The sequence below is a fragment of the Cryobacterium soli genome (genome assembly GCF_003611035.1).
GTDB classification, from domain to species: Bacteria; Actinomycetota; Actinomycetes; order Actinomycetales; family Microbacteriaceae; genus Cryobacterium; species Cryobacterium soli.
Window position 1 is genome coordinate 2,628,734 of record NZ_CP030033.1, and the last position, 23,040, is coordinate 2,651,773.

Annotated in this window: 22 protein-coding genes; 5 read left to right on the forward strand and 17 right to left on the reverse strand. The window is 65.3% G+C overall.

The genetic code is table 11. From position 1 onward, the window contains the following. Positions 1–11: 11 nt before the first annotated feature. On the reverse strand, positions 12–662 hold the full coding sequence (locus tag DOE79_RS12125) for an NADPH-dependent F420 reductase (protein ID WP_120338706.1): 651 nt from the start codon (positions 660–662) through the stop codon (positions 12–14). A 126-nt stretch (positions 663–788) separates the two neighbouring features. On the opposite strand from DOE79_RS12125, the gene DOE79_RS12130 reads away from it, so the two are divergent. Beyond that, positions 789–1,211 carry a winged helix-turn-helix transcriptional regulator gene (locus tag DOE79_RS12130; protein ID WP_120338707.1) on the forward strand — a complete coding sequence of 141 codons (423 nt, stop codon included), beginning with the start codon at positions 789–791 and terminating at the stop codon, positions 1,209–1,211. Positions 1,212–1,276: 65 nt separating this feature from the next. On the opposite strand, the gene DOE79_RS12135 is transcribed toward DOE79_RS12130, so the two are convergent. Both DOE79_RS12135 and DOE79_RS12140 read right to left on the reverse strand, forming a co-directional pair. Further along, positions 1,277–1,699: a DoxX family protein gene (locus tag DOE79_RS12135; protein WP_120338708.1), complete on the reverse strand. Its 423-nt coding sequence runs from the start codon at positions 1,697–1,699 to the stop codon at positions 1,277–1,279. Positions 1,700–1,752: 53 nt separating this feature from the next. Continuing rightward, on the reverse strand, positions 1,753–2,511 hold the full coding sequence (locus DOE79_RS12140; protein WP_157109297.1) for a hypothetical protein: 759 nt from the start codon (positions 2,509–2,511) through the stop codon (positions 1,753–1,755). Positions 2,512–2,691: 180 nt separating this feature from the next. Here DOE79_RS12140 and DOE79_RS12145 point away from each other — a divergent pair, with 180 nt between their 5' ends. Beyond that, the gene (locus tag DOE79_RS12145) at positions 2,692–2,985 is read left to right on the forward strand and encodes a hypothetical protein (protein WP_162942727.1); all 294 of its coding nucleotides are present in this window, start codon (positions 2,692–2,694) and stop codon (positions 2,983–2,985) included. Between the two features lie 120 nt (positions 2,986–3,105). On the opposite strand, the gene DOE79_RS12150 is transcribed toward DOE79_RS12145, so the two are convergent. From DOE79_RS12150 to DOE79_RS12205, 12 genes are all read right to left on the reverse strand, one after another. After that, positions 3,106–3,894 carry a carbonic anhydrase gene (locus DOE79_RS12150; protein ID WP_162942728.1) on the reverse strand — a complete coding sequence of 263 codons (789 nt, stop codon included), beginning with the start codon at positions 3,892–3,894 and terminating at the stop codon, positions 3,106–3,108. Positions 3,895–4,068: 174 nt separating this feature from the next. Then, the gene (locus DOE79_RS12155; RefSeq protein WP_245976913.1) at positions 4,069–5,019 is read right to left on the reverse strand and encodes a carbohydrate kinase family protein; all 951 of its coding nucleotides are present in this window, start codon (positions 5,017–5,019) and stop codon (positions 4,069–4,071) included. 56 nt (positions 5,020–5,075) lie between these two features. Further along, positions 5,076–6,089 carry a glycoside hydrolase family protein gene (locus DOE79_RS12160; protein WP_120338711.1) on the reverse strand — a complete coding sequence of 338 codons (1,014 nt, stop codon included), beginning with the start codon at positions 6,087–6,089 and terminating at the stop codon, positions 5,076–5,078. Positions 6,090–6,097: 8 nt separating this feature from the next. Next, on the reverse strand, positions 6,098–6,889 hold the full coding sequence (locus DOE79_RS12165) for a carbohydrate ABC transporter permease (protein WP_420480701.1): 792 nt from the start codon (positions 6,887–6,889) through the stop codon (positions 6,098–6,100). A 161-nt stretch (positions 6,890–7,050) separates the two neighbouring features. Beyond that, a complete protein-coding gene (locus DOE79_RS12170; RefSeq protein ID WP_120338713.1) occupies positions 7,051–8,004 on the reverse strand; it encodes a carbohydrate ABC transporter permease in 954 nt (317 codons plus the stop codon). 57 nt (positions 8,005–8,061) lie between these two features. Next, positions 8,062–9,297: a sugar ABC transporter substrate-binding protein gene (locus DOE79_RS12175; RefSeq protein WP_245976914.1), complete on the reverse strand. Its 1,236-nt coding sequence runs from the start codon at positions 9,295–9,297 to the stop codon at positions 8,062–8,064. 167 nt (positions 9,298–9,464) lie between these two features. Beyond that, the gene (locus tag DOE79_RS12180; RefSeq protein WP_342767920.1) at positions 9,465–10,484 is read right to left on the reverse strand and encodes a LacI family DNA-binding transcriptional regulator; all 1,020 of its coding nucleotides are present in this window, start codon (positions 10,482–10,484) and stop codon (positions 9,465–9,467) included. A gap of 191 nt (positions 10,485–10,675) precedes the next feature. Beyond that, positions 10,676–11,611: a ComEC/Rec2 family competence protein gene (locus DOE79_RS12185; RefSeq protein WP_245976915.1), complete on the reverse strand. Its 936-nt coding sequence runs from the start codon at positions 11,609–11,611 to the stop codon at positions 10,676–10,678. A 104-nt stretch (positions 11,612–11,715) separates the two neighbouring features. Beyond that, positions 11,716–12,342 (reverse strand): hypothetical protein, encoded by a 627-nt coding sequence (locus tag DOE79_RS12190; protein ID WP_162942730.1) that lies wholly within the window; start codon positions 12,340–12,342, stop codon positions 11,716–11,718. A 25-nt stretch (positions 12,343–12,367) separates the two neighbouring features. Next, a complete protein-coding gene (locus DOE79_RS12195; protein ID WP_120338718.1) occupies positions 12,368–14,434 on the reverse strand; it encodes a sensor histidine kinase in 2,067 nt (688 codons plus the stop codon). 1 nt (position 14,435) lies between these two features. Continuing rightward, entirely contained in the window at positions 14,436–15,719 is a 1,284-nt protein-coding gene (locus tag DOE79_RS21160; RefSeq protein ID WP_120338719.1) for an N-6 DNA methylase, read from the reverse strand. A gap of 619 nt (positions 15,720–16,338) precedes the next feature. Further along, positions 16,339–16,785, reverse strand: a complete 447-nt coding sequence (locus DOE79_RS12205; protein ID WP_120338720.1) for a hypothetical protein — start codon at positions 16,783–16,785, stop codon at positions 16,339–16,341. Positions 16,786–16,877: 92 nt separating this feature from the next. Here DOE79_RS12205 and DOE79_RS12210 point away from each other — a divergent pair, with 92 nt between their 5' ends. Both DOE79_RS12210 and DOE79_RS20560 read left to right on the forward strand, forming a co-directional pair. Beyond that, positions 16,878–17,390 carry a hypothetical protein gene (locus DOE79_RS12210; protein WP_120338721.1) on the forward strand — a complete coding sequence of 171 codons (513 nt, stop codon included), beginning with the start codon at positions 16,878–16,880 and terminating at the stop codon, positions 17,388–17,390. Positions 17,391–17,781: 391 nt separating this feature from the next. Continuing rightward, the gene (locus DOE79_RS20560) at positions 17,782–18,261 is read left to right on the forward strand and encodes a hypothetical protein (protein ID WP_162942731.1); all 480 of its coding nucleotides are present in this window, start codon (positions 17,782–17,784) and stop codon (positions 18,259–18,261) included. Positions 18,262–18,287: 26 nt separating this feature from the next. On the opposite strand, the gene DOE79_RS21165 is transcribed toward DOE79_RS20560, so the two are convergent. Together DOE79_RS21165 and DOE79_RS12220 are read right to left on the reverse strand one after the other, a co-directional pair. Continuing rightward, entirely contained in the window at positions 18,288–18,458 is a 171-nt protein-coding gene (locus tag DOE79_RS21165; RefSeq protein ID WP_425455723.1) for a hypothetical protein, read from the reverse strand. A 199-nt stretch (positions 18,459–18,657) separates the two neighbouring features. Further along, positions 18,658–19,524, reverse strand: a complete 867-nt coding sequence (locus tag DOE79_RS12220; RefSeq protein ID WP_120338723.1) for an AraC family transcriptional regulator — start codon at positions 19,522–19,524, stop codon at positions 18,658–18,660. Between the two features lie 90 nt (positions 19,525–19,614). Between DOE79_RS12220 and DOE79_RS12225 the strand changes: the two genes are divergently transcribed. Next, positions 19,615–23,019 carry a DUF5107 domain-containing protein gene (locus DOE79_RS12225; protein ID WP_120338724.1) on the forward strand — a complete coding sequence of 1,135 codons (3,405 nt, stop codon included), beginning with the start codon at positions 19,615–19,617 and terminating at the stop codon, positions 23,017–23,019. Positions 23,020–23,040: the final 21 nt, after the last annotated feature.

Below are 23,040 nucleotides of genomic sequence, written 5' to 3' on the forward strand. Positions count from 1 at the left end.
TGGGGGCGGGGCTACGCCGCTTCGCTCTCCTGCGCGGCCCGCTCCAGCTCGGTGGTGAGTTCGGCCGCGGTGTGCCGGCCGCCGAACACCGGCGAGCCCGGTTCGAACGCCACGCCGGCCTCGAGCGGGCCGGCATAGACGGCGTCGAAGCCGAAGCGCTCGATGACCTCGGCCACGACGGATGCGGCATCCGCGTCACCGGCGATGGCCAGCGCGTGCCGGTCGGCCGCGCCGGCGGGCCGGGCATCGGTCTCCAGGTCGTGGTAGCCGATGTGGTTGAGGGTCTTCACCAGGCGGGCGCCGGCGAAGTACTCGGCCACGACCTCGCTGCTGCCGCGCTGGTCGCCCGCGAACTCGTCGAGCTGGCCGTCGATGGGCTGCCAGTAGTTCATAGTGTCGAGCACAAGGCGGCCGGCCAGGGAGGTCGGGTCGACCGAGCGGAACTTGTGCATCGGCACGGCGAGCACCACCAGGTCGGAGGTGGCGGCCACCTCGGCGGCGGTCATCGCCACGGCGCCGGGGGTGACGATGTCGACGATCAGCTGGATGTCTTCGGCCGGGCCGGAACCGGCGATGTGCACGGCGTAGCCGGAGGCCAGGGCGGTGCGGGCGATGGCGGAGCCGACGCGGCCCGCTCCGAGGATGCCGATCGTGGTGACCATGGGGACCTTTCTGCAGGAACGCTGGCGCCCGAGTGCGAACGCCGATATCCAACGATGGCAAACCTCGCGGCCAAGCGCCAACCGGTGGTAAGCTGCTAATAAATAGTTAGTGAGCAAGGGATCAAAATGAGCCAGACCGTAAGCCACTCCGTCGAAGGCAGTGTTCTCAACGACAGTGTTCTCAACGACAGTGTTCTCAACGACAGTGTCAGCGACTCGACCTTCGCCCTCGACGAGGAAGAGTGCCGCCGGTTCCAGATCTCGGTGGAGCTGGCCGGCCGCAAGTGGAGTGCCGCGATCCTCATGGCCGGAGCCCGCGGCGCCCGTCGGTTCTCCGAGTACCGCGTCCTCGTGGAGGGCATCTCCGACCGGTTGCTCGCCGCCCGGCTCAAGGAGCTGGAGCAGGAGGGCCTGATCGAACGCGATGTTCAGCCCACCACCCCGGTGTCGATCAGCTACAACCTGACCCCGTCTGGCCTCCAGCTGATCTCGCTGCTGCATCCGCTGGTCACCTGGAGCCGCACCCGGCAGGGCGTCGAGGCGCCATAGCCGACCGCGATTCGCAGGTTGGGTCGCTTGATTTCGACAAGCTCAACCAGCGTGCGGTTGAGCCGCTATTTGGTGCGGCGCACCAGGGCCGCGGTGCTCCACAGCGCCCAGGCCACCAGTAGCGGCTGGCCGAACAAACGGCCGATCCGCTTGGCGTCGGTGTCCAGCCCGAACGCATCCTTGTGGTGCACGGCCTGGGCGATGTTGCCGGGAAAGATCGCGGTGAAGAAGGTTGCCGCGAGCAGCCCCACCTTGCCGCGCAGGCCGGCCGGGGCGAACAGCAGCGCGCTGCCGAGCGAGATCTCGGCCACGCCGGAGAGCAACACCGTGGTGTCTTCCTTCAGCGGCACGAACTCAGGTACCTGGGCGCGAAAGTCATCCCGCGCAAAGGTGAGGTGACTCGTGCCCGCCAAGACGAGGATCGCGCCGAGTGCGATCCGGCCCGCGGTGCGTGCCTTGGATGCGGGCGGGGTGCGTCGGTTCGTCATGGGGGCTCCTTGTCGATAGGGCGGAACGGGTCGATGAACGGAACGGGATGCGGCTAGCGGATGCCCGCGATGCGCTCCAGGCCGGCCCGCAGGATGAGTTCCTCGGGGTCGGCGAGCAGGTGGTGGTTGAGGTAGAGGCCTTCCAGCCACTCGAGCACCTCGGCCTCGGGCAGTCCGACGGCGTCCCAATCCACCCCGGGCCGGGCGAGCACGGCCGGCTGGCCGCTGGTCGGGTCGGTCCAGGCGGAGGCCAGGGGCAGGTCGGGCTCATCGTGCTCGGCGTTCCAGAGCAGCGCGATCGGGTGGTTGGGCCCGTCGATATGGTCGTGGCCCACGTGCCCGGCGCCGAGCCACGGCAGCATCAGCTGCTCGCCCTCGAGCTCCAGGTCCACGACCTCCAGCTGCACGGGTTCTTCAGGGCTGGTCGCATAGACGGTGAGGCCCAGGGCGCTCCACTCGGCGGCCTCAGCGGCATCCATCGTGAGTTCTTCGAGCAGTTCGCTCACGTGGTTCACGAACGGCACGGCCCAGGCCAGCAGCTTCGCGGTGTCGGCGCGCGGCCACGGGCTGATGTCGCTGTCGACGCCGTCGGCGTTGTGGAAGTGGTGCTCGATGCCGCGCTCGGTGACGTCGAAGTGCAGCTCGCCCTCTTCGAAGCCGATGTAGACCGCGGCGCCGTCTTCCAGCCACTGCGCATCCAGCACCGGGTACGCGAAGCGGGGCGGCAGGGGAGGTGCCACCAGGGGAAGCACGCCCAGGTTGAGCACCGCGCAGAACTGCGTGTTGGGCAGGCGAAGGCTGGGGTCTGACACCGGTCTCATCTCCGTGAATCGTGGCGGGCGGATGCCCATCCATCCAAGTATGGAGCAGGTCGCCGACGCCGCAGGATGCGCGGTGCAGGCAATCCATGACCTCCCGCCTGTAGCGGCCGTCGCACCATTGGTCGAATTCGCGTCGCCGCCGCGAGCCTGACTACGGTTGCACAGGTCGAAATGGCCAACACAGCTAGGACGCGAGTGCAGGACGGGGCCTCACAGCCCGCGCCTGAACGCGTACGGTGCGGTGGCAATCGGGGCCATTCGGGCTCCGAATCGGGACCCTCCCCACGGCGCGGGCCTGACCAAGATGACCGAGCCGAGTGGCTCTCGAACTTCGAGATCGACCTGCCGACGCTGACCTCGCTCGAGTCCGCCCTGCTTGTGGACTACACCGGTGACGACTACGACAAGCCCGTCGCCGCCTGGATCGAGGAGAACCGCGAGTGGGTCGACAGCCTCACGGAGTAGTCCCTTCAGAGCGGCCGTCCCTCAGTCGGACGGCCCCGCTGGCGTCACTGCACCCCGTATGGCCCAATGAACCCTCTATAGAGGGTGCACCGAGTGGGCCCGCGCGGCTCGCTGCCCGAGCTACCCGAGCTCGACGGTCCCGCCCACAACCGCTCGGTCCCCGATCGGCTGGGTGGGACGGGCGTTGTGGCTGTGCGCCGCCTCGAGAGTGTCGATCTGCTCGGCGGACATCGAGATCGGCGTACCAAGCACCACCCACTGCACGTCCTCGGTGCACGGCGGCGTGGTCAGGCTGCCCGAGTACTCGTAGTTCTCCAGCGACGCAGGCAGTACCGCCGAGACATCCAGTGTCACGTCTTCTTCGTCGGCCACGTGGGTGGCCTCCTCGATGAACGGCGCCAGCGCTTCGGATGCGTCGCCCTCGGCGACGAGGATGCCGAGCACCAGCAGCTTGCTGTCGGCATCCGCGTTCACCAGGTGCAACTCGGCCGCGGCCGGCTGGCCGTTCACGGTGTGCTCCGACGGCACGTGCGCGTGCATCTGCTGCAGACTGTACTCGTCGTCGGCGAAGGTGAGGGTCTCGCCCTCGCCGTCGGACTCGAACTCCACCGCGTGCCCGGTGTCGAACACGTCGCCCTCCGCGGTCTCCGCGCTCAGCTGGATGCTGGTGCTCGCCGCGGGCACGGACGCCGGAAGGTCGATCGGGGACTGGTCGGTACCCACGGCGCAGGTCTCGAAGTCGGCGTCCACGTCGCCCCACGACTCCGGGCCGGTGTCGCCGTCATAGGACCAGTGTGCAGGCGCCGCCGCCGGGGTGGCGCTCGGCTCTGGTGCGGCTTGGCCGCAGCCGACAAGGGTGACGGCGGTCACCGCGAGGGCTGAGGAAATGAGCCGGGTTCGTGCGGACATGGGAACTCCTAGAACTGCAGAGGCGACGCCGCATCTATCGTGCGGCGTGACCACTCTCCGGAGAGAGCCGCCTTCCCGAATCATCCTCCGTGTCACCGGGCGAACTGCAGTGGTTGCAGGGCCGAAGGGCCCCCCCGGAAGCGGTGTAGCGCGCGCCCGCGCCCGCGCGGCGCGTTAGGCTGCCGCCAGCTCCGCCCGGGTGGGCGGGTCGGCGCCGGGGCGGGAGACCGTGATGGCCGCGGCATCCGCGCTTCGTCGCATGATCTGCTCGAGCAGCCCCAGGGGCAGCTCGCGCAGGGCGTCGCGGCGGTCGGCGCCCACGAGGTCGGCCTCGAGCAGCCCGTCGATCAGCGCACCCATGAAGGTGTCGCCGGCGCCGACGGTGTCGACCACGGTCACGAGCGGGGCCACGATCGACACCCGGCCCGCGGCGGTGAGCGCGAACGCACCGCTGCCGCCGAGGGTGACCACCACAACGGATGGCCCGGCCGCCAGCCAGTCCGCCGCCGCCTCCGCCAGGCTCAGGTCGGGCTGCAGCCAGCGCAGGTCCTCATCGCTGACCTTCACCACATCGGCCAGGCGCACGAGCTGCTCCACCCGCGCCCGGGCCGCGTCAGCGTCGTCGATCAGCGCCGGGCGCACGTTCGGGTCGAAGCTGATCGTCGCCGTCGCGCGCCGGTCCGACACGAGACGGGCCACCTCGGAGGCGCCGGGCTCGATCACCGTGGCAATCGACCCGATGTGCACCAGATCGGCCGCGCCCACCAGCGACGCATCCACCGACCAGGCCAAGTCGAACTCGTAGCTGGCGGCTCCGGTCGCATCCAGCACGGCGGTGGCCGTGGACGTCGACCCGGCGGCGCTCGCCGTGACCCGCACGTGCGACTCCTCCAGCCAGCCGCGCACCAGTCGGCCGCGGTCGTCGTCGCCCAGGTGCGTGAGCAGCTGCGGATGCCGCCCCAACCGCCCCAGCGTCAGGGCAACGTTGGCCGGGCTGCCGCCGGGCGCCTCGTGCCGGGAGCCGTCGGCCCGCTGCACGAGATCCACCAGTGCTTCGCCCACCACGAGCACCTGGCGCTCGGCCGGATCGGCGCCGGTCGCCGCGGAGCTGCTGTTGTCGGGCACAGCGCTGCCGCCCGCCCCTCCACCGGCACCGCCGCCGGTCACCGCATCGCCCCCGCTCACAGCGCTGCGGCGGCGAGAGCGTCGTCGGCGACGGCGGTACCAGGAGCGGCGGCACCGGCGACCGGCCGGTGCACCAACCCGAGCACCGGATCCGCCGTGACCGGGATCGGGTCGCTCAGCGTGCCGACGAACTCGCCGTCGACGATGTTGATGAAGCCGAGCAGCACCCAGCCGCCGTCGGCATCCCGCAGCAGCCGGGAGGCGTATAGGTCGGTGCGGTCGAACAGCACCGAGCCGGTGAAGTCCACCTGCTCCAGCCGAGCATCCACCGGCACGCTGTACACGCCGCCCGCCTCGCCCGAAGCCTGGCGTTCGGGGGAGAGCTCGGAGACGCCGCAGCAGAACAGCAGCACAGGCACGCCGTCGACGACCTCGAACTGGAACACCTCGAGCTGACCGAAGCCCTGCCCGGGCTGGCTGAGCGGCGGCTGCACCGTCCAGTTGCGCAGGTCGGGGCTGGTGGCGTGACCGAGCACGCCGCGCACCCGCGGGTCGCCGGAAGAAGAACGGGCGGTGATCAGCATCTGCCAGGTGCTCTCGCCGGGGAAGCGGAACACCCACGGGTCGCGCCAGGCTTCGTCGTGCCAGACCGACAGGTCGAGCTTCTCGTAATACGCGGGGTCGGCTTCCACGAGCGGTTCGGTCGACACCTTGGTCCAGGAGAGCAGGTCGGACGAGGTGGCCGCACCCACCCGCTGCACCATGGTGTCTTCCGCGCGGGAGGTGCCGGTGTAGAACATCCACCAGAGGCCGTCGTCGTCCCGCACGACCGAGCCGGTCCAGGTGGTGCCATCGTCGAAGGCGGGCGCATCCGAGATGATGATCGCGTCCTGCACGACCGTCCAGTTGGTGAGGTCGGTGCTGACAGCGTGGCCGACGATCGGATGCCGGTGCCGGCGGTCCGGGTCACCCAGGGCCTTGCTGGCGTGCAGGTAGAAGGCGTGCGTGACGCCGTCGACCTGCACGTACCAGGAGTCCCAGATCCACTTATCGGGCAATTGGAGCGACATAACCGGGCCTAACCTTTCACACCGCTGGACGCGATGCTGTTGACGAATGAGCGTTGGAACGCGATGAACAGGGCCACCACGGGCAGGGTGATCAGCGTGGAGTACGCCATCACCTCACCCCAGGAGACGTTGAGTTGGAAGAAGTACTGCACGCCCACCATCACCGGGCGCAGCTCCTCGGTTTGCACCACCATGAGTGGCCAGAGGTAGGAGTTCCAGGCGGGCAGGAACGTGAGGATGGCGACGGTGGCGATGGCCGGGCCGGAGAGCGGCATGACCACCTGCCGGTAGATGCGGAACCAGCCGGCGCCGTCCATGCGGGCGGCCTCGTCGAGCTCCTTGGGGATCGACTCGAAGTACTGGTGGAACAGGTAGATCGAGAAGGCGTTGGCGATGAAGGGGATGATCTGCACCTGATAGGTGTCGATCCAGCCCTTGGTGAAGAGGAAGCCGAACTCGGTCAGTTCGAACGAGGGCAGCTGGTTCACCCACCACACCAGCGGCAGCGCGAGGGTCTCGAACGGCACGATGAGGGTGGCGATGATGAGGGTGAGGATGACGGTCTTGCCGCGCACGCGCATCCGGCTGAGCGCGAAGGCGGCGAGGCTGTTCACCAGGATGCCGGCGACTACGGTGATCGCCGAGATGCCGATGGAGTTGACCAGGAACCGGGCGGCGGGCACCCGGTCGAACACGGCCGCGTAGTTGTCCATCGAGATGTTGCCGATGGGCAGGAACGCCGCGATCGAGGAGAGGTCGCCGAAGATCTGCTGGTCGGGCTTGAGCGACGAGACGAACATGAACAGGATCGGGAAGAGGAACAGCACGGTGAGGCCGATGCGGAGGATCCAGCCGCCGACACCGATCACACGCTTCTTCTTGGCCGTCTTGCGGCCCACCACCACATGCGGGGCGGATGCCGGCGTGACTTCGGGAATCGCTGCTTGTGAGATCGCCATGATCAGGCCTTCTCTCTGCTGAGGAAGCGCTGCACGACCGAGATCAGCAGCACGATGACGAAGAACACGAGGGAGATCGCCGAGGCGTAGCCGGTCTCCTGCTGGGCGAAGCCGCTGCGCACGGCTTCGTAGACCACGGTGGTGGTGGAGTTGAGCGGGCCGCCCTGGGTCATCACGCTGATCTGGGTGAACAGGCTGAGCGCCTGGATGGTGATGGTCACCAAGATGAGGCTGCGGGTGGCCGAGAGGCCGGGCCAGGTGATGTACCGGAACCGCTGCCAGGCGGTGACGCCGTCGAGGTCGGCGGCTTCGTAGAGGTCGGCGGGGATGGTCTGCAGGCCGGAGAGCCAGATGATCATGTGGAAGCCCACGCCCTGCCAGACCGACATGAGGATGATCGCGGGCATCGAGGTGGAGGTGTCGTTGAGCCAGTCGGGGCCGGTGACCAGGCCCAGGGTGACGCGTTCGATGATCACGTTGATGAGGCCGTCTTGCCGGTACATGAACAGCCAGAGCAGCGACACGACGACCATGGAGGTGACCACCGGGAGGAAGTACACCGTGCGGAAGAAGGTGGTGCCGCGCACCTTCTTATTCACCAGGATGGCCATCACCAGGGCGAGGCCGGCCTGGAGCGGAACGACGACCACGGCGAAGTAGGCGACGTTGAGCAGCGCGCGGAAGAACGCGGCATCCGCGAACAGGCGCACGAAGTTGTCGAGACCCACGAACACCGCCGGGTAGGGCGAGATGAGCCGGGCGTTGGTGAAGGCGAGCCCGAAGGCGAGGATCGCCGGGACGAAGATGAACAGGGCCAGCAGCAGCACCGCGGGGGCCAGCATGGCCAGTCCGGTGATGTTCTCGGTCTTGCTGGTGCGGTCCCGTTTGGGCCGGCGGGGCCGGGCCGGGCCGCCGGCGGTGGGGGCCGCCGGGGGTCGTTCGATCGTGCTGGTCATGAGAGTCTCCCTGAGCGAGGGCGGGGGTGCGGCGGCGAGCCGCACCCCCGCGGTCGACTACTTCTGCGTGTAGCCGCCGTTGGACTTGATGTTGGCGTCGATGGCCTTGACCGCCGAGTCGAGGGTGCCCTGCGGGTCACCGCCGTTGATGATGTCCTGCGTGGCCTTGGTGAACTCCGTTGCGATGAACGGGTAGGCCGGGGTCTCCGGGCGGAGTACCGCGCTCGTGGCTGAGAACTCGCGGAAGATGGCGAGGTTGCCGCCCTCCTCGAAGCCGGGCACCAGGGCGGCGGCGGCATCCGTGGCGGGGATGGTGGCGGTGGCCACCGCGACCGCGGCGATGTTCTCGGGGGAGAGCGAGTAGGAGAGGTAGTCCATGGCTGCTTCGGGGTTGGCGCAGCCGGTGGTCACGCCCCACTGCCAGGAGCCGCCACCGATCTTGGTGCCCTCGCCGAGGTCGACGGAGGGCATCACGGCCAGGTCGTCGCCGAGCGCGGCGGCGTTGTTGGCCGCGGCCCAGCTGCCGCCGTACTGGATGGCGGTGACGTTGTTCTGGAAGTCGAGGGCGGAGTCTGCGCCGCTCTTGGTGGCGATGTAGCCGTCGGTGGCGAGGGACTGCATCCACTCGGCCCACTTCAGTGCTTCGGGTCCGTTGAGCGCGCCGTCGGCCGACTGGTAGTCGTCGCGGTTGATCAGGTCGCCGCCGAAGGACTGCAGCAGCGGGGAGAACGCGTAGGGGTACCACTCGCCCACGTCGCCGGTGCCGATGTCGAGCGGGTTCTTCCAGGTGCCGGTGGCCTTGAGCTTCGCGAGTGCGTCGTCGAACTCCTCCTGTGTCCAGGGCTGGTCGATGGTGGCCTGGCGGATGCCGTTCTCGGCGAGCACGGACTTGCGGGCGAACATCGCCAGCGCGACGTCGTAGTAGCCCACCGAGTAGGTCTCGCCGTTCCAGATGCCCAGCGTGCTGGGCAGGTTCTCGTCCAGGTCCACGCTGAGGTCGAGCGGGGTGAGGTACTTGGCCCAGGCCCAGTTGGGCACGTTGGGGCCGTCGATGTCGACGATGCAGGGCAGCTTGCCGGATGCGGCGGCCGCGATCACCGAGTCGTTGTAGGAGGCCTGCGGGAACGCCTGCAGCTTCACCGTGGTCTCGTCCTGGCTCTTGTTGTAGCCGTCCACGATGGCCTGCACGGCGGCGAGTTCTTCGGTGTTGCCGCCGTTGTGCGTCCAGATGGTCAGTTCGCCGTTCTTGCCGTCGGAGCCGCTTGCGGCGGTGCCGTTTGCACAGCCGGCCATGCTGGCAACGAGACTCGTGGCAAGTAAACTCGCAACGATCAGGCGCTTCTTTGCGTGTCTCATCTTCATTCCTTCTTTATCGGTTGGGTGGGGTGTCTCGGCGAGGGGTGCCGATCGTCGTGACCGTTCCAGCGGTCGCGAAGTGTGGAGGTGGGCTCGTCGCCGCGTTAGCGCGGAGGCGGGCCGACTGACTGCCGCAAAACGAGCGGGCACGGCATCTGAATCTGTTGCGGCTCCGAGTCGCCGTCGCCGGCGAGTTCGGCGGCGAGCCGTTCCACGGCCCAGCGGCCCATCTCGTAGTGCGGCAGGGCGATGGACGTCAGCCCGGGCAGCAGCGCGTCGGCCACGAGCTCGAAGTTGTCGATGCTCACGATGCTCAGGTCGTCGGGGATGCTCAGGCCCGCCAGCTGTGCCGCCTGGTACGCGCCCATCGCCATCCGGTCGTTGAAGCAGAACAGGGCCGTGGGTCGGTCGGTCAGCGCGAGAAGCTGGCCGGCGGCCTCCCGGCCGACCCCGGTGGTGGACTCGGTGGCGGTGACCAGGGTCGCGTCGAAGGCGATGCCGTTCTCGGCGAGCACGGCCTTGTATCCGGCGAGACGGCCGTGGGTGGCGGGGATGTCGTCGATGTTGCCCAGGTAGCCGATGCGGCGGTGTCCGGCGGCGATGAGGTGCTCCATCGCGGTGCGGGCGGCGCCTTCTTCGTCGGGAACCACCGAAGAGAGGTCGGCCCGGTCACTGTAGGCGTCGAGCAGCACGATGGGTACGCCGGTGAGGGCCTCGGGCAGCTTGACCGCCTGGTGGTACATGCGGGCGTAGATGATGCCGTCGACGCTGTGCTGCAGCAGGGCGTCGATGCCGCGGCTCTCGAGGCGGTCGTCGCGGCTGGTGTTGACGATCATCAGCACCTGGTCGTTGGCGGCAGCGGCTTCCTGCGCCCCGAGCAGAACGCGGCCGGCGTAGGGAGTGGTGGAGATCTCGTCGCTGATGAAGCCGATGATCTGCGAGCGCTTGCTGCGGAGTCCGCTGGCGAGGCGGTTGGGCGTGTAGTTGAGGCCCTCGGCCACTGACTTCACACGTTCCCGAGTGGCGTCGCTGAGCTGTCCGCCGCCGCTGAGCGAGTGCGACACGGTCGTCACAGAGACGCCGGCCGCGGCCGCGACCTCTCGAATACCCACACGCTTGCTCATCATTGAACCCATTCCCAAAAACGTTTTTGTTGATGGGTGAGAGCTTACATAAACGTTTTTGTGGATGTCAAGAGCTCTATGTTCCTTGCCTCGAGCCCTTGTCGCACCGTCTGAGCTCTGGTCGATGTATTTTCACTTACGGCGTGCTCCTTGGGGCAAGCCGTGGTCACTCGTGGCGGGTCCAGGGCGGGCTACGGAGCGTCCACTGCGGGTGCGAGCGCTGCCTTGCTGTGGCACAGCGCCCCTGGCGCGTGACGGGCCATGAAAGCGTCATGTCTGCTGGTGTCACGATGAACACGTATGCCGTCGCTACTCGTAAGGCGGATGGTGCCTGCACAGCTAAACCCAGATTCCTGACCCTGAGCGTAGGGAGAGGCAGACGAGGGGTCCGTTGGGCCGGGCAATGCACCGCAGCGAGTCGACAATTGCGCACACGCGATACGAGCCAGTGGAATCGTCTGTCGCACCGTCCCTACGACCACGGGTTGAGGGTTATGAGAGCCCCCACGTCCGTTCGAAATGAACACCTCTTTCGGGCCGACCGCCAAGCACAGTGCCTCCAGAGCAAGAATGGTCTTGCTTGAAGTCCCCATGAAGCCGCCATGGTGCGGAAGAACGAGGTAGTCAGCACTCAGATCAATCTTGGAATCAAGGAGGTGGTCGCAACCCACGGAATCAATGTCACCCGTAAATAGGAGCAAGGGGTACTCAGAGACGCGGATCATAGCCACCACGCTCATGGTGTTGGACTTGATCAGTTTGTGCTCAAGATCGGTGCCGCCGGCTCCGATCTTGGTCAGGCGGAGTCGAGGGGCAAGAAGCTCAATCTTTACCGAAGGTGCGACTGTGTCGATTCTCACACCCTCCACCGCCTCGATTACTTCCAAAAGCTTCCCACTACGCTTCAAATCGTCCACGGAGTAAACAAATGCGGTCCAAAGCTTGCTTGACTTCGCTGCATCGCTGTTGAACACAATCCGCTTCACGGGGAATCCCGCATCAAGCATGGCGATTAAACCTCGAATGTGGTCACTGTCTGCGTGAGACAGGATGACAGTGTCAATCTCCTGTATACCCTCGACGCGCAGGTACTCGAGGATCGGTCCTCCCGGCCCGCTATCGATCATCGTGCCTCTGTTGCCATCTGTGAGAACTATCGCACTGCCGTGACCGACATCGACACAGTCAATGCGGAATCCGAAAGGTAGAGCGGAGGGCGTTGTCAGCGCGTTCACCGCACTTCCCATTCGCACAGGTAGATCTCGTCAATGTCTTCAGAGCCCAGGTTTGCTTGGGCGTAGCAACGGAAGCCAGGTTTGACCGATCGTCCCAGAGCTGCGGGTAGGTCTTTTATCTTCACTGCAAAGACTTCGTCGCGTTGCCACGCTGGCAGCTCCACGAAGAATGATCCTGCGTATTCAGGATCCTCTTCGACAAAATGCACCTGCGCTCTCCAAGGTCTGCGAACCGGACGGAAATTGCCCTCAAGCTCGAAAAGGCATGCTTCGAGTCCCTCCATGAGGCTGTCCGGATTCAAGTCATCCGGAGCCATCAGGACTGGTATCCACCGAAGGTGGGGGCGGATCCTGGCGATTTCCGCACGATCGTACCGAGTGCAAAGCAGGGCGGGGAAATTGTCGCGGTGCCATGCCGATACAAGCTCCGCGCCGTTGAAAGCAGCGTAGCCTCCAGGGCTCAGCTTGTAGTCGCTGATGGCTGCGTCGGCATGTCGAGGCAGCTTGAGGAAATCCGGCAGCGTACCTAGTTGGGGGCCAATCTCTTCCACCGACTCTAGGTCGGCGAATTCGACCTGGTAACGAAGGCTCTGACGAACGAAAGGGTCATCATCAACCAACATGACTCGCCTGATCCCCTGAATCCCGCTACTCATCATCGACCCCAAGCAGGGTTAGGCGGACAACAAACGTTGCGCCCCCCAACTGACCGTGCGCGGAAGCCTCAACGGTTCCGCCGAGATCCGATACAGCATCCCGAACGATTGTGAGCCCCAATCCCGTACCTCCATCCCGCCTGGTTTCACCTGGCAGCCAGATGTCTTTTACCGCAATGCCTTCGATGCCGGGCCCGTTGTCCGCAACTGTAAGCTCCCACATGCCGTCAAGGACACGAGATGAGATGCCAATCATCCTTTTTGGTATGTTGATGCGCTCGAAAGCAGAAAGGCTGTTGTTGATCAGGTTCGTGATCACAGACTCCAGGGCGGCATCAGTCCCGCGCACAAAAGGGCGGCCAGGAGCTAACTCCAAACTCACGGTGACCGAGCGGCCCGTCAGAAATGGCTGGTAGGTGGCGACGACGCTTTCGATGACACTGTGAAGCCCAACCTTTGCGACCCGACGTTTGTCGGGATTGATCAGACTCAGAGTCGCGGCGGAAAGCACATTTAGGGACGCTGTTGCGTTAAGGATGCTATCGATTGGTGCAGCGTACTTCGCCTCGTAAGCTGGTTTGATGTCCCTTTGGAGCCCGAACCGAATTGCGTTCGTTGAGTACGCGATGACTTTGAGCGGATTTCCATTGCTCTCATGAGCAAATGTCGCGCTTGTAATTCCTGCGGTGCTTAGGGTGCGGTAGAGCTGAACTTCTCGACGCAGACTGTCGGTCTCCTTCTCCCTAGCTTTGTCGTACTTCGCAAAAGCTGTTTCAACTTCGCGTTTCTTTTGCTTGTCGGAGATCTCGGCGATTTGTTGTCGAACGTCCTGTCGAGTGCCCTGAGCGGCAGTCGCATTCTCTTTGACCGCGGTCCGGCGTCGTTGCTCGGCCGTATTCAGCCGCTGTCGCGCCATCCAATCCATCGCGTCCGTAGCGGCTTCCCTGATCGCGTCGAACTCAGCGCTCTCGATGAAGCCCGATCTGTTCGTATTTTGGACCAGAACTCCTTCCACGTCGTCCACTTTTACTCGGCCAATAGAGTTATTGGTGGAAGGGCGGAACTCCGGGTTTCTCGCTCTGGCCAGGTTCATTTCGAGCCAATCGTTGCCCGCATTCCCGTACGGAGAAACTCGTAGCCCATTGGAGTAAACATGGACGCCACCGAAGCTTCGGAGCCACTCTTTGACCTCGCCCAGGCTGGCCGATCGAGTGCTGAAGGTCGCGCCGTCGAGGCTAAAGGCCCACAAGTCAAAGTGCAGGTTTGGGGCGTCGTACAACGACCCGTTGGCCTTTACGCGCAGCTCCGCGTGCTCAGCCTTGTAAAGCGCGTTTCCCCGCCAGTCGGAAACCTGAGCAGTCAGCTTTCCCTCTGAAAGCACAGCGGAGAGGTGATAGTCGGCCTCACTGAAATAGTGATCTTCGACGACCCGAGTGAGGTCTGCGAATTCTGGCGCGTATAGATGTGGGCGGAAGGAATTTTGGTCTTCACCGAAAGGATCGGATAACAAGACGAGCGAGCGCACGAGTCGCTTGACCTCAACTCGCCCGATCGGCTTTCGCAGGTCGCCAATTTCAATCAACGTACCCCTGAAATCTGTGTGATCGGTGTTCTCAGCAACCACGACGGTTGTCTCGTCGACTGTTGAGGCGCGATCGAAAGCGTCCCAGTCGAAATGAACCTCGAACCGACTGTTGCTGGAGGACGGTCTTGATGTCATGTGCGCTTGCCGACCAAGCCTGAGCGCTGCAAGTCGACCAAGGCCTTTGTTACCTGCCGGCCTGCGTCCGAGTGCTGTCACCTGACCAGTCGTCTTTTTCGAGCTGCCCAGAACTAGCCAGCCGTCAACAATGTCTGCCGAATTCATGCCTTCCCCATCATCAGAGACCGTGATGCGCGGCAAGTTATTCTCGTCGCGTATTAGCGACACAGTGCACTCGAGGGCGTCTGCGTCGTAGGCATTTTTGACGAGCTCGAGAATCCCTTGATCGATATTGGGATTAAGTTCTTCACCAAGGCGACTCAGGATGCTGGTGGCGAAGCGGATGTGACCGTCCACTTCAAGCCGCCGCTTCTAGCCACGGGATTTCACGAACGGAACCAACCGTAAGGTGGCGACATCGAATTCTCTCGTCGAGGTAGTCGCTGGTCCGTTGATCCGATAGAACATCACGCAGACGCAAGCAGGTGGCCACCTCTTGGTCGAGTGGCATGAGAAGAATGAGATGGTTTTCTACTGCGACTGGTGCTGCGTCGAGCCACAGAGTTGCTCGAGCTCTAGGGAGCTGACCTGGACGCGACGTCCTACTGACTAGGACCATCGGTCCGTTGTATAGTTTTCCGTTGTACTGACGCCTCTGGTGGGGGTGACTTCTCGAAGCGAGATTTTTGGTGGTCAGATAGAGGGACGATGGGCCGCTTTCAGGGTCGCGGTGCGGGACAACTGGGCCTACTCTAACCTCGAACAAATCGGATACCTTCACGGGCGATGAGGCAGATGCCATCCACTTTGCAGCAGTAACGCCATCAAAGTTGGGCGCACCAATGATCATCTCGAGAACGAAGACGTGCACGTCAGTCTGCTGATCAAACTGCCCGAGCGCCTGAACTCGAATCAACTGGCCAAGGCCGGAGAGTCGGCTTCGCCATTTCGCGTATCGGGCTCCGCTGCGAAGGACATCGGGGAGAATCGCAAGCAGTCTCGACCCAGGGGCCATGGACTCGGCAGCTTGCATCGCGAAAAGCGCAGCGCTGTTCACTTTTCCCGCTGCCCAATCACAAGTGTCGGGCGCCGTCGTTGCGAAAAACGGGGGGTTCATGACAACGTGTGAGGCGTCGCGCACAACATCCGGGCTGTGAAGAAAGTCTCGAAGTATGAAATGACTGAAGTCTTCATTTCTGTGCACGCTCCTCAGGCGGGCGCGCGCAGTTCTGAGAAATGAGTCTTCAAGATCCGCGCCACGAATCTGGTTTGTAATCGATGCCCGGGGGTGCATCCTTGACAGGTGCGCCGCAGGCAGAAACAGGAGGTCCCCAGCGCCGCATGCGGGATCCACTACGATCGACGTTTCCGTCAGACTGCTTAGAGTCGGCGACCAAAGCCTTTCAGCGAGTTCTGGGCCAGTGAAGAACACGCCGGCAGCGCGTAAGTCTTTCACCGGGATAAGCGCTCTAAGCGCCTCATAGGGGGCGGGTCCGTCGAAGTGGCCACTCGCGTTTTCTGGCGCGTCGTCGTACCCGAGACTCGCGTCTACGAAGGCCTCGAACTCAGAAGCATAGGGCGCAAACAACTTCACTTGAAGAACCACCGAACGTGATAGCAACAGCCCATCCGACTTTGACATCGATGGAGCTGTAATTGGGCTAATACATGCTGTAGAAAGCGCTCTACCGGCGCAGTTGGTGAACACTCGCAAGCGCAACGGTGTAAGTCCTCTGACGTTAGAACAGAATCGAAGCCTAGTGTGTGCGACGTTCAATCAGCGGTCTCCGGGGACTTGTCTCAGCCGCAACTGTCATCTCTTTCTCAGCTAGTGCTTGATCGCAACTTTACGCCTTGAAGGACTGATCGATCGCTTGTGCTGATCGCTGCCCTCTCTCACTCTTCGCCCCCGACCTGCGGGTCGCCCCGGGCAGCATGGTCGGCCTGCCCGATCGGGGCTTGCGGCGAAGAGCGAGCTCACCATCGTGCTGCACGCGGTGTCCGCGCGACTCGGCTTATATCACCACGGATCCATCCGGCGCCTTCAGCACGCAGGACACAGTCCAGAGAGGCACCAAAGCGGTCCAGCATCGCATCGTGGACACAGGCGCGATCGCTCGGAACGTGAGCACGCCGCCGACGCCAGAGCGGCCCTGTCCAAAACCGAATTCGGCTTGCTTGCCCCAATGGCCGCACCTGCCGCTGGGCGAGCTCGTTGAGGCCGCACGATCCGGCCCTTGAGGACGAATCACGGGATCCGTTCAGCTCGGCCGTCGTTGATGATCCCGCTGTACCTCAACCAAGTGGGCGGGTGAGACCCAGAAGACCCAAATCCCAATCGATCGAAGGGCAGGGGCAATGCGCTCGACTTCGAGGCGGTGGAACTCGGAAGCGGGCAAGGCCACCGCCGCAAAAGCCAGCCCTGTCGATGCGACTTGCATGGCTCGGACGACCGCGACGGACACGTGAGTCTTGACCTGATTGCGGGTAAATGGCTTGCCGAATCGAGCCGAATTGCTTTTCGAGCTGCCGTCACCCTTTGCTTCGATAATCAGGTGCTGCGCGCCACGACTGGCAACGATGTCGTCCCCATGCTGATGGCTTAACGCGAACGAATCGATTGTCCACCCGTCAGCCGCAAGGTACTCGATCACCGCTCGCACAACGTCATCCTCGTAGAGGAAAGGACTGGGCCCGGTGTGCGTCACGTCATCAACCTACATTGGTGTGGCCGGGCCCTCGCACCCACAGTCAGAGCACCCATTATCATGAGCGCAGGACCGAGATTTTGGGGGGCGTAATGGCCGACGAGGACGAAGAGCCGCAGCTCGACGAGGAGCCCGCAGCGGCTATTGAGTCGGAAGAGCAGGAGCGGCGTGCGGAGCCTTCTCTAGAAGAAGCAGAGAAGCTGATCAAGAATGCTGAACCAGTCTTGCGAAAGCTTCGACTGGACCCGGATATGGCCGAGCGCGCAGGCGAAGGATTTCGCGCGCTCAGGGAGGGCCTAAGTGACTTTCTTGTAGCGAGCGACCGAGGCGCAGGACGACACAAAGACACGGCAGACAAGATCATCGATCTGGTCAAGCGTGAGCTCGACCGGGAGGGGTTGACCCCGCAGGAGCGGCTGGAGTTCATGCAGGCCGGTGAGCGGATGGTCGGTCAGGTCGGTGATGTCGAGAAGGACGTGCGGGAGTCAAACGCGCGCACCCTCACGAAGGTTGTCGCCATCGCAGCCGGAGCCGTCGTGGGCGCTGCACTGCTCGGTTATCTGGCGAAGGAGGGGAAATTGCCGACTGCGCCCCCTATCGCCTGACACATAATCAGAGCTGCTCCCGTCCAACTAGACACTGGACCCAATGCGCCCGGTAGGGGATCCCTTGTCGGACGCTTACTGCCACCGGGCCCTGCCACGCCACAGGCGACGACTGTTGAGGCCCTTCGCGCCGAGTTCGCCCGCCAGGCCGAGCAGAAGCGTGAACGGCTGGGCCGCGGCGGCCTGAACGTCAAGGCCGCGAGGCTACTGATATGCGTAACCGACCCAACGAGCTTGAGAGATGAAGGCCGAGAACGCTAGCTCTATCAACGCTCCGGCGCCCTTCTTCGTAGATCGAGAGCCAGGATCTGCCACTATGCGCAGTATGGAGTTAGAAACAGTAAAGAAACTTACGGCAGCCGACCAAAGAATCTTCTTGCTAGGCAGAGTAGTGGCGCAGACGTCCAGTCTTGATATCGCGCTTAGGTTTGTGAATTCGGCGCTGCATGGACATCACAACGTAGACGCCTATCTGGATGCGCCGGACAACTTCAGTAAAAATGTGCGCTCTTGCTCTCAGCTCGCTAGAGCACATGTCGACTTAGAGGAGAGCACTCGGTTAGCGGTCCTGGACGCGATAGCTGCAGCGGAAACCGTGTACAAACAGCGAAATCGGTACATGCATGACTTCCTACGGGAAGACCTTTTAAGCCAAGGATGGGAACTCGCGCGGCTGACGCGCCAGCCCGACGAAATGGCAGAATCCATGCCAGTAAGTTTCGACGACATGGTGACTCTCGTTCTTGAACTGACTACCGTGACATGGCGGCTGCGGGGCTGCGGGCTATACGTTCTCGGCGGCCAATGGGAAGCAATGGCTCTCGGCACCGTGCAAGGTCTCTGGGATGGCAAGGCTACGACATCGCGCTAGAGATTCCATTGCTGGTTTCCCGGTCCCTACGAGTCCCTAGGCCGAACACTTCCACATTGTCGGGCCACGGCCGAGACGGTGCCCTTAGTTTCGAAGAGGTGTCTTCGGGCGCGGTCACAGAACCGGAACGGGCCATTCGCGCCGTCGAGTAGAACGGCCGAGTGACGGTCCCAATCGTTGGTCCACCAGGCCGACATCGCGCTGAGATCATCGTCCAGCTCGGCGGCCACGTGAGCTGCGACGAAGCTGGTCGTCGACCAGGGCAGCCCGGAAATCTGCCTAGCCGGCGTGCTGCGCAGGAAGTTTCCGGTCTTCACCTATTCCCGCTGCCCTGCCCCGCATGTGATGGCGCCATCACCAACGGATCCACATGCGTGCTGCAGGTACGGGATGGTGCTACCCCTTCCGCTGCCCCCGGTACCCAAACGGCGTCACCCCGTGCACCTTCTTGAACTGGCGGGCGAAGTAGAAGCTGTCGGGGTAGCCGGTGGCGGCGGCGACCGCGGCGATGGATTGGTCGGTGGTGTCCAGGAGTTCGCGGGCCCGGGCCATCCGTAGCTGGGCTTGGTATTGCAGGGCGGGGTAGCCGATGCGGCTCTTGAAGAGGGCGGCGAAGTGGGAGCCGCTCAGACGCGACATGGCGGCGAGCTCGGCGACGCTCACGTGGTCGTCGATGTGGGTGCGCAGGTACTCGGCGGCGCGGTCGATGGCGGCGTAGCGGCCGTCGCCCGTGGAGCGATCGGAGGCGAGCAGGGCCATCAGGTGCCAGGCGGCTCCGGCGGCCGCGAGCAGGCTCGCGGTGGTGGTGTCGCGCTCCATCGACTGCAGCACCTCGGCGATCAGCGCCACCACCCGGTACACGTCTGACGGGGTGCGGATCGGCGCGTCCGGGGTCATGCCGGCGGCGGTGAGGAACTCCGGCAGGTCGCGGCCGGTCACGTGCAGCCACCACAGCGTCCACGGGGTGTCTTCGTTCGAGCCGTACGAGTGAGGATGCCCCGGCGGCAGGATGATCACCTGCCCGGCGGTGACCGGGAAGCGGCCGGCCGGTGTTTCGCACCAGCCGCTGCCCTTGGCGCACACGATGATCACGGCCTGCGAGATCGGGGTGGCACGCGCCCGGCCGTGCGAGTGCGCCTCGGGGAAGTAGCCGCAGTCGGTCACTACCAGGTGCGAGGTGCCGGGCTGCTGCAGGGCCTCCCGCACCCGGGGGCGGGGGAGCACGAGCATGCGCTGGCCTGGGAAACCGTCGGCGATCGTCATCCGCTCAGTGTGACGGCAAATCAGCGTTTCGTCCAGAAAGCCCGGAGAAATCTCCTACGTATCCGTGAAAGTGCCTCGTAATGTTGCACCATGCTCAAAGCCGAGAACGACTTCCCCGCCACGCCTGACCGCGTGATTCCGCCGATTGACGGCGAAACCCCGGTCACCGATGGGGAGTCGACGATTGAGCTTCCGCCCGTTCCGGCCGAGTTCGCCGGCGACAAGGTCGCGGCCTGGTCCGAGCCCCTGATCATCGATACCTACCTCCCGGTGGAACCGGAGGACTACCCCGCCTTCCTGGAGAACCGCGTCTACCAGGGCTCCTCGGGCAAGGTCTACCCGCTGCCCTTCCACGAGCGCATCGAGCAGGAGAAGCGCCCCTACGCCTGGGACGCCATCCACCTCGAGAACGAGTGGGTGCGCCTGGTGATCTTGCCGCAGCTCGGTGGCCGCATCCACATCGGCTACGACAAGGTGGCCGACTACGACTTCTTCTACCGCAATAACGTGATCAAGCCCGCCCTGGTGGGCCTGGCCGGCCCGTGGATCTCGGGAGGCGTCGAGTTCAACTGGCCCCAGCACCACCGGCCCGGAACGTTCCTGCCCACCGACTGGGAGATCGAACGCGAGGCCGACGGCGCCATCACCGTGTGGTGCAGCGACCACGACCCGATGAACCGGATGAAGGGCATGCACGGCATCCGCCTGCGCCCCGAGAGCTCGGTGGTCGAGGCCCGCGTGCGCCTCTACAACCGCACCGATGCCACCCAGACCTTCCTCTGGTGGGCCAACGTGGCCGCCGCCGTGAACGACGACTACCAGTCGTTCTTCCCCACCGACGTGGAGTTCGTCGCCGACCACGCCAAGCGCGCCGTCGCCACCTTCCCCGCCGTCGACGGCCACTACTACGGCGTCGACTATCCCGCCCAGGTCACCGCCGACCGTCCCGACGGCGACCGGCTCGACTGGTACCGCAACATCCCGGTGCCTACCTCTTATATGGTCGTGGCCACCCAGGACGACTTCTTCGGCGGCTACGACCACGGCCTCGAGGCCGGCTTCGTGTACTGGGCCGACCACACCATGGCACCGGGCAAGAAGCAGTGGACCTGGGGCAACGCCGAATTCGGCTGGGCCTGGGACCGCAACCTCACCGACGGCGATGGCCCCTACGTGGAGCTGATGGCCGGCGCGTTCACCGACAACCAGCCCGACTTCAGCTTCATCGCCCCCGGCGAGACCAAGACCTTCAGCCAGTTCTGGTACCCGATCACCCGCATCGGCGCCGCCCACCAGGCCTCCCGCGACGCCGCCGTGCGCCTCGACGTCACCGCAAGTGCGGACGCTGGCACGACGGTGGTGATCGGGGTGGCCGCCACCCGGGTCGTCTCCGGCGCCACCATCGAGCTGACGGATGCCGGCGGTCGCGTCGTCTTCACCGCCACCGCCGATCTCGCCCCCGGCCAGGCCTACCGGCACGAGCTGAGCCTTGATGGCGCGTACCGTGCCAGCGAACTGACCCTCACCGTGCGTGACGGCGGCACCGTGCTCGTCACCTGGACCCCGCGTGATCCCGCCGAGGACACCGTGACCCCCGCCCCGGCCACCGAGCCGGCCGATCCGGCGAGCATCGCCTCGATCGACGAACTCTTCTACACCGGGCAGTACCTCGACCAGTACCGGCACGCCACCCGCGCCCCCGAGCCGTACTGGGAGGAGGCCCTGCGCCGCGACCCCGGCGACGTGCGCTGCAACGTGGCCCTGGCCGCCCGGCGGGAACGCGCCGGCCGGCACGCCGATGCCGAGGCGCACCTGCGCACTGCCATCGACCGGTTGCTCGCCCGGGTGCCCAACCCCGCCGACGGTGAGGCGCACTACCGGCTCGGCATCACGCTCGTGCACCAGGGGCGTGACGCCGAGGCGAAGGACTACCTGGCCAAGGCCACCTGGAACGACGCCTGGCGGGTTCCCGCCGGCCACGCCCTGGCCCGGCTGCACGCCCGCGCCGGCGACCTGACCGCCAGCCGCGACGCGCTGCTCGAACTGCTGCGCCACAACCCGGAACACCTGCAGGCCAACGCGCTCCTCGCCCTCACCCTGCGGGGCAGCGGTGCCGTCGCCGAGGCAGACCGAGTGTTGGCCGAGCAGCTGGCCCGCGACCCGCTCGACCAGTGGACCCGACACCTCGCCGGCCTCGAGCTGTCCACCGACGCGCCCACCCTTCTCGACGTGGCCCTGGAGTACGCCGAGACCGGGCACACCGACACTGCGATCGAGCTGCTGGCGACCGCCGTGAGCGCCTCCACCGACACCGCGCTCGGCCAGGTGCAGGTGGCGCCGCTCGCGCACTACCACCGGGCCCGGCTGCTCGACGCGGCCGGCCGCCCTGCCGAGGCCGCCGCCGCCCGGCAGGATGCCCGTGCCGCCGACGCCCGGCACTGCCTGCCCTCCCGGCTCGCCGATGTTGCCGCACTCGAGGCGGCCCTCGTCGCCGACGGCACCGACGCCCGCGCCGCCACGCTGCTGGGCTCCTGGTACTACGACAAGAAGCGCTACACCGACGCCATCACCGTGTGGCAGGCCGCCGCCGAGCACGCCCCGGATGCCGCCACCGCCGCGCTCGTGCACCGCAACCTGGGTATCGCCGCCTACAACGTGCAGCGCGACCCGGCCGCCGCCCTCAAGCACTTCCAGACCGCCGTGGGCCATGCGCCGCAGGACGCCAAGCTGCTCTACGAATACGACCAGCTGCTCGCCCGCACCGGTGCCGCCCCCGCCGACCGGCTCGACCGGCTCGAGGCGCACCGGCAGCTGGCCGGCCGCCGCGACGACCTCACCGTCGTGCACGCCGGCCTGCTCACCGCCGTCGACCGGGCCGGCGAGGCGCGTGAGCTCATGCTCGGCCGGGTGTTCCAGCCCTGGGAGGGCGGCGAAGGCCAGGTGCTCCTGGCCTGGCAGAACGCCTGCACCGCCCTGGCCGAGAAGGCCCTCGCCGACGGGGACCCGGCCGCCGCGCTGGAGCACGTGCACGCCGCGATCACGCCGCCGGAATCGCTCGGCGAGGCCCGGCATCCGCTCGCCAACTCGGCCGATCTGCACTGGCTGCTCGGCGAGGCCCTGCTGGCCGCGGGCGACGACAAGGGCGCTCGCGCGGCCTGGACCTTGGCCGCACACGCCACCGGTGACTTCATCGACATGAGCACCCGTCGCTTCAGCGAGCAGACCCTGTTCTCGATTCGTGCCCTGCGCCGGCTCGGCGACCACGGTGCGGCGGTTACGCTCGTTGACGAATTCGACGACTACCTCGTCGAGCTCGCGGTGACGCCCGCCCGCGTCGACTACTTCGCGACATCGCTGCCAGCGATGCTGCTCTTCCACGACGATCCCCAGAGCGTGCACGACACCTACGTGCACACCCTGCGCACCAAATTGGGCGAACTCACCGCGAGTTCAACCGCTTCGGCCGCTTCGGCGGCCGCCCCTCACCGGCAGTGACGCTGATGAGCAACCTAGGGA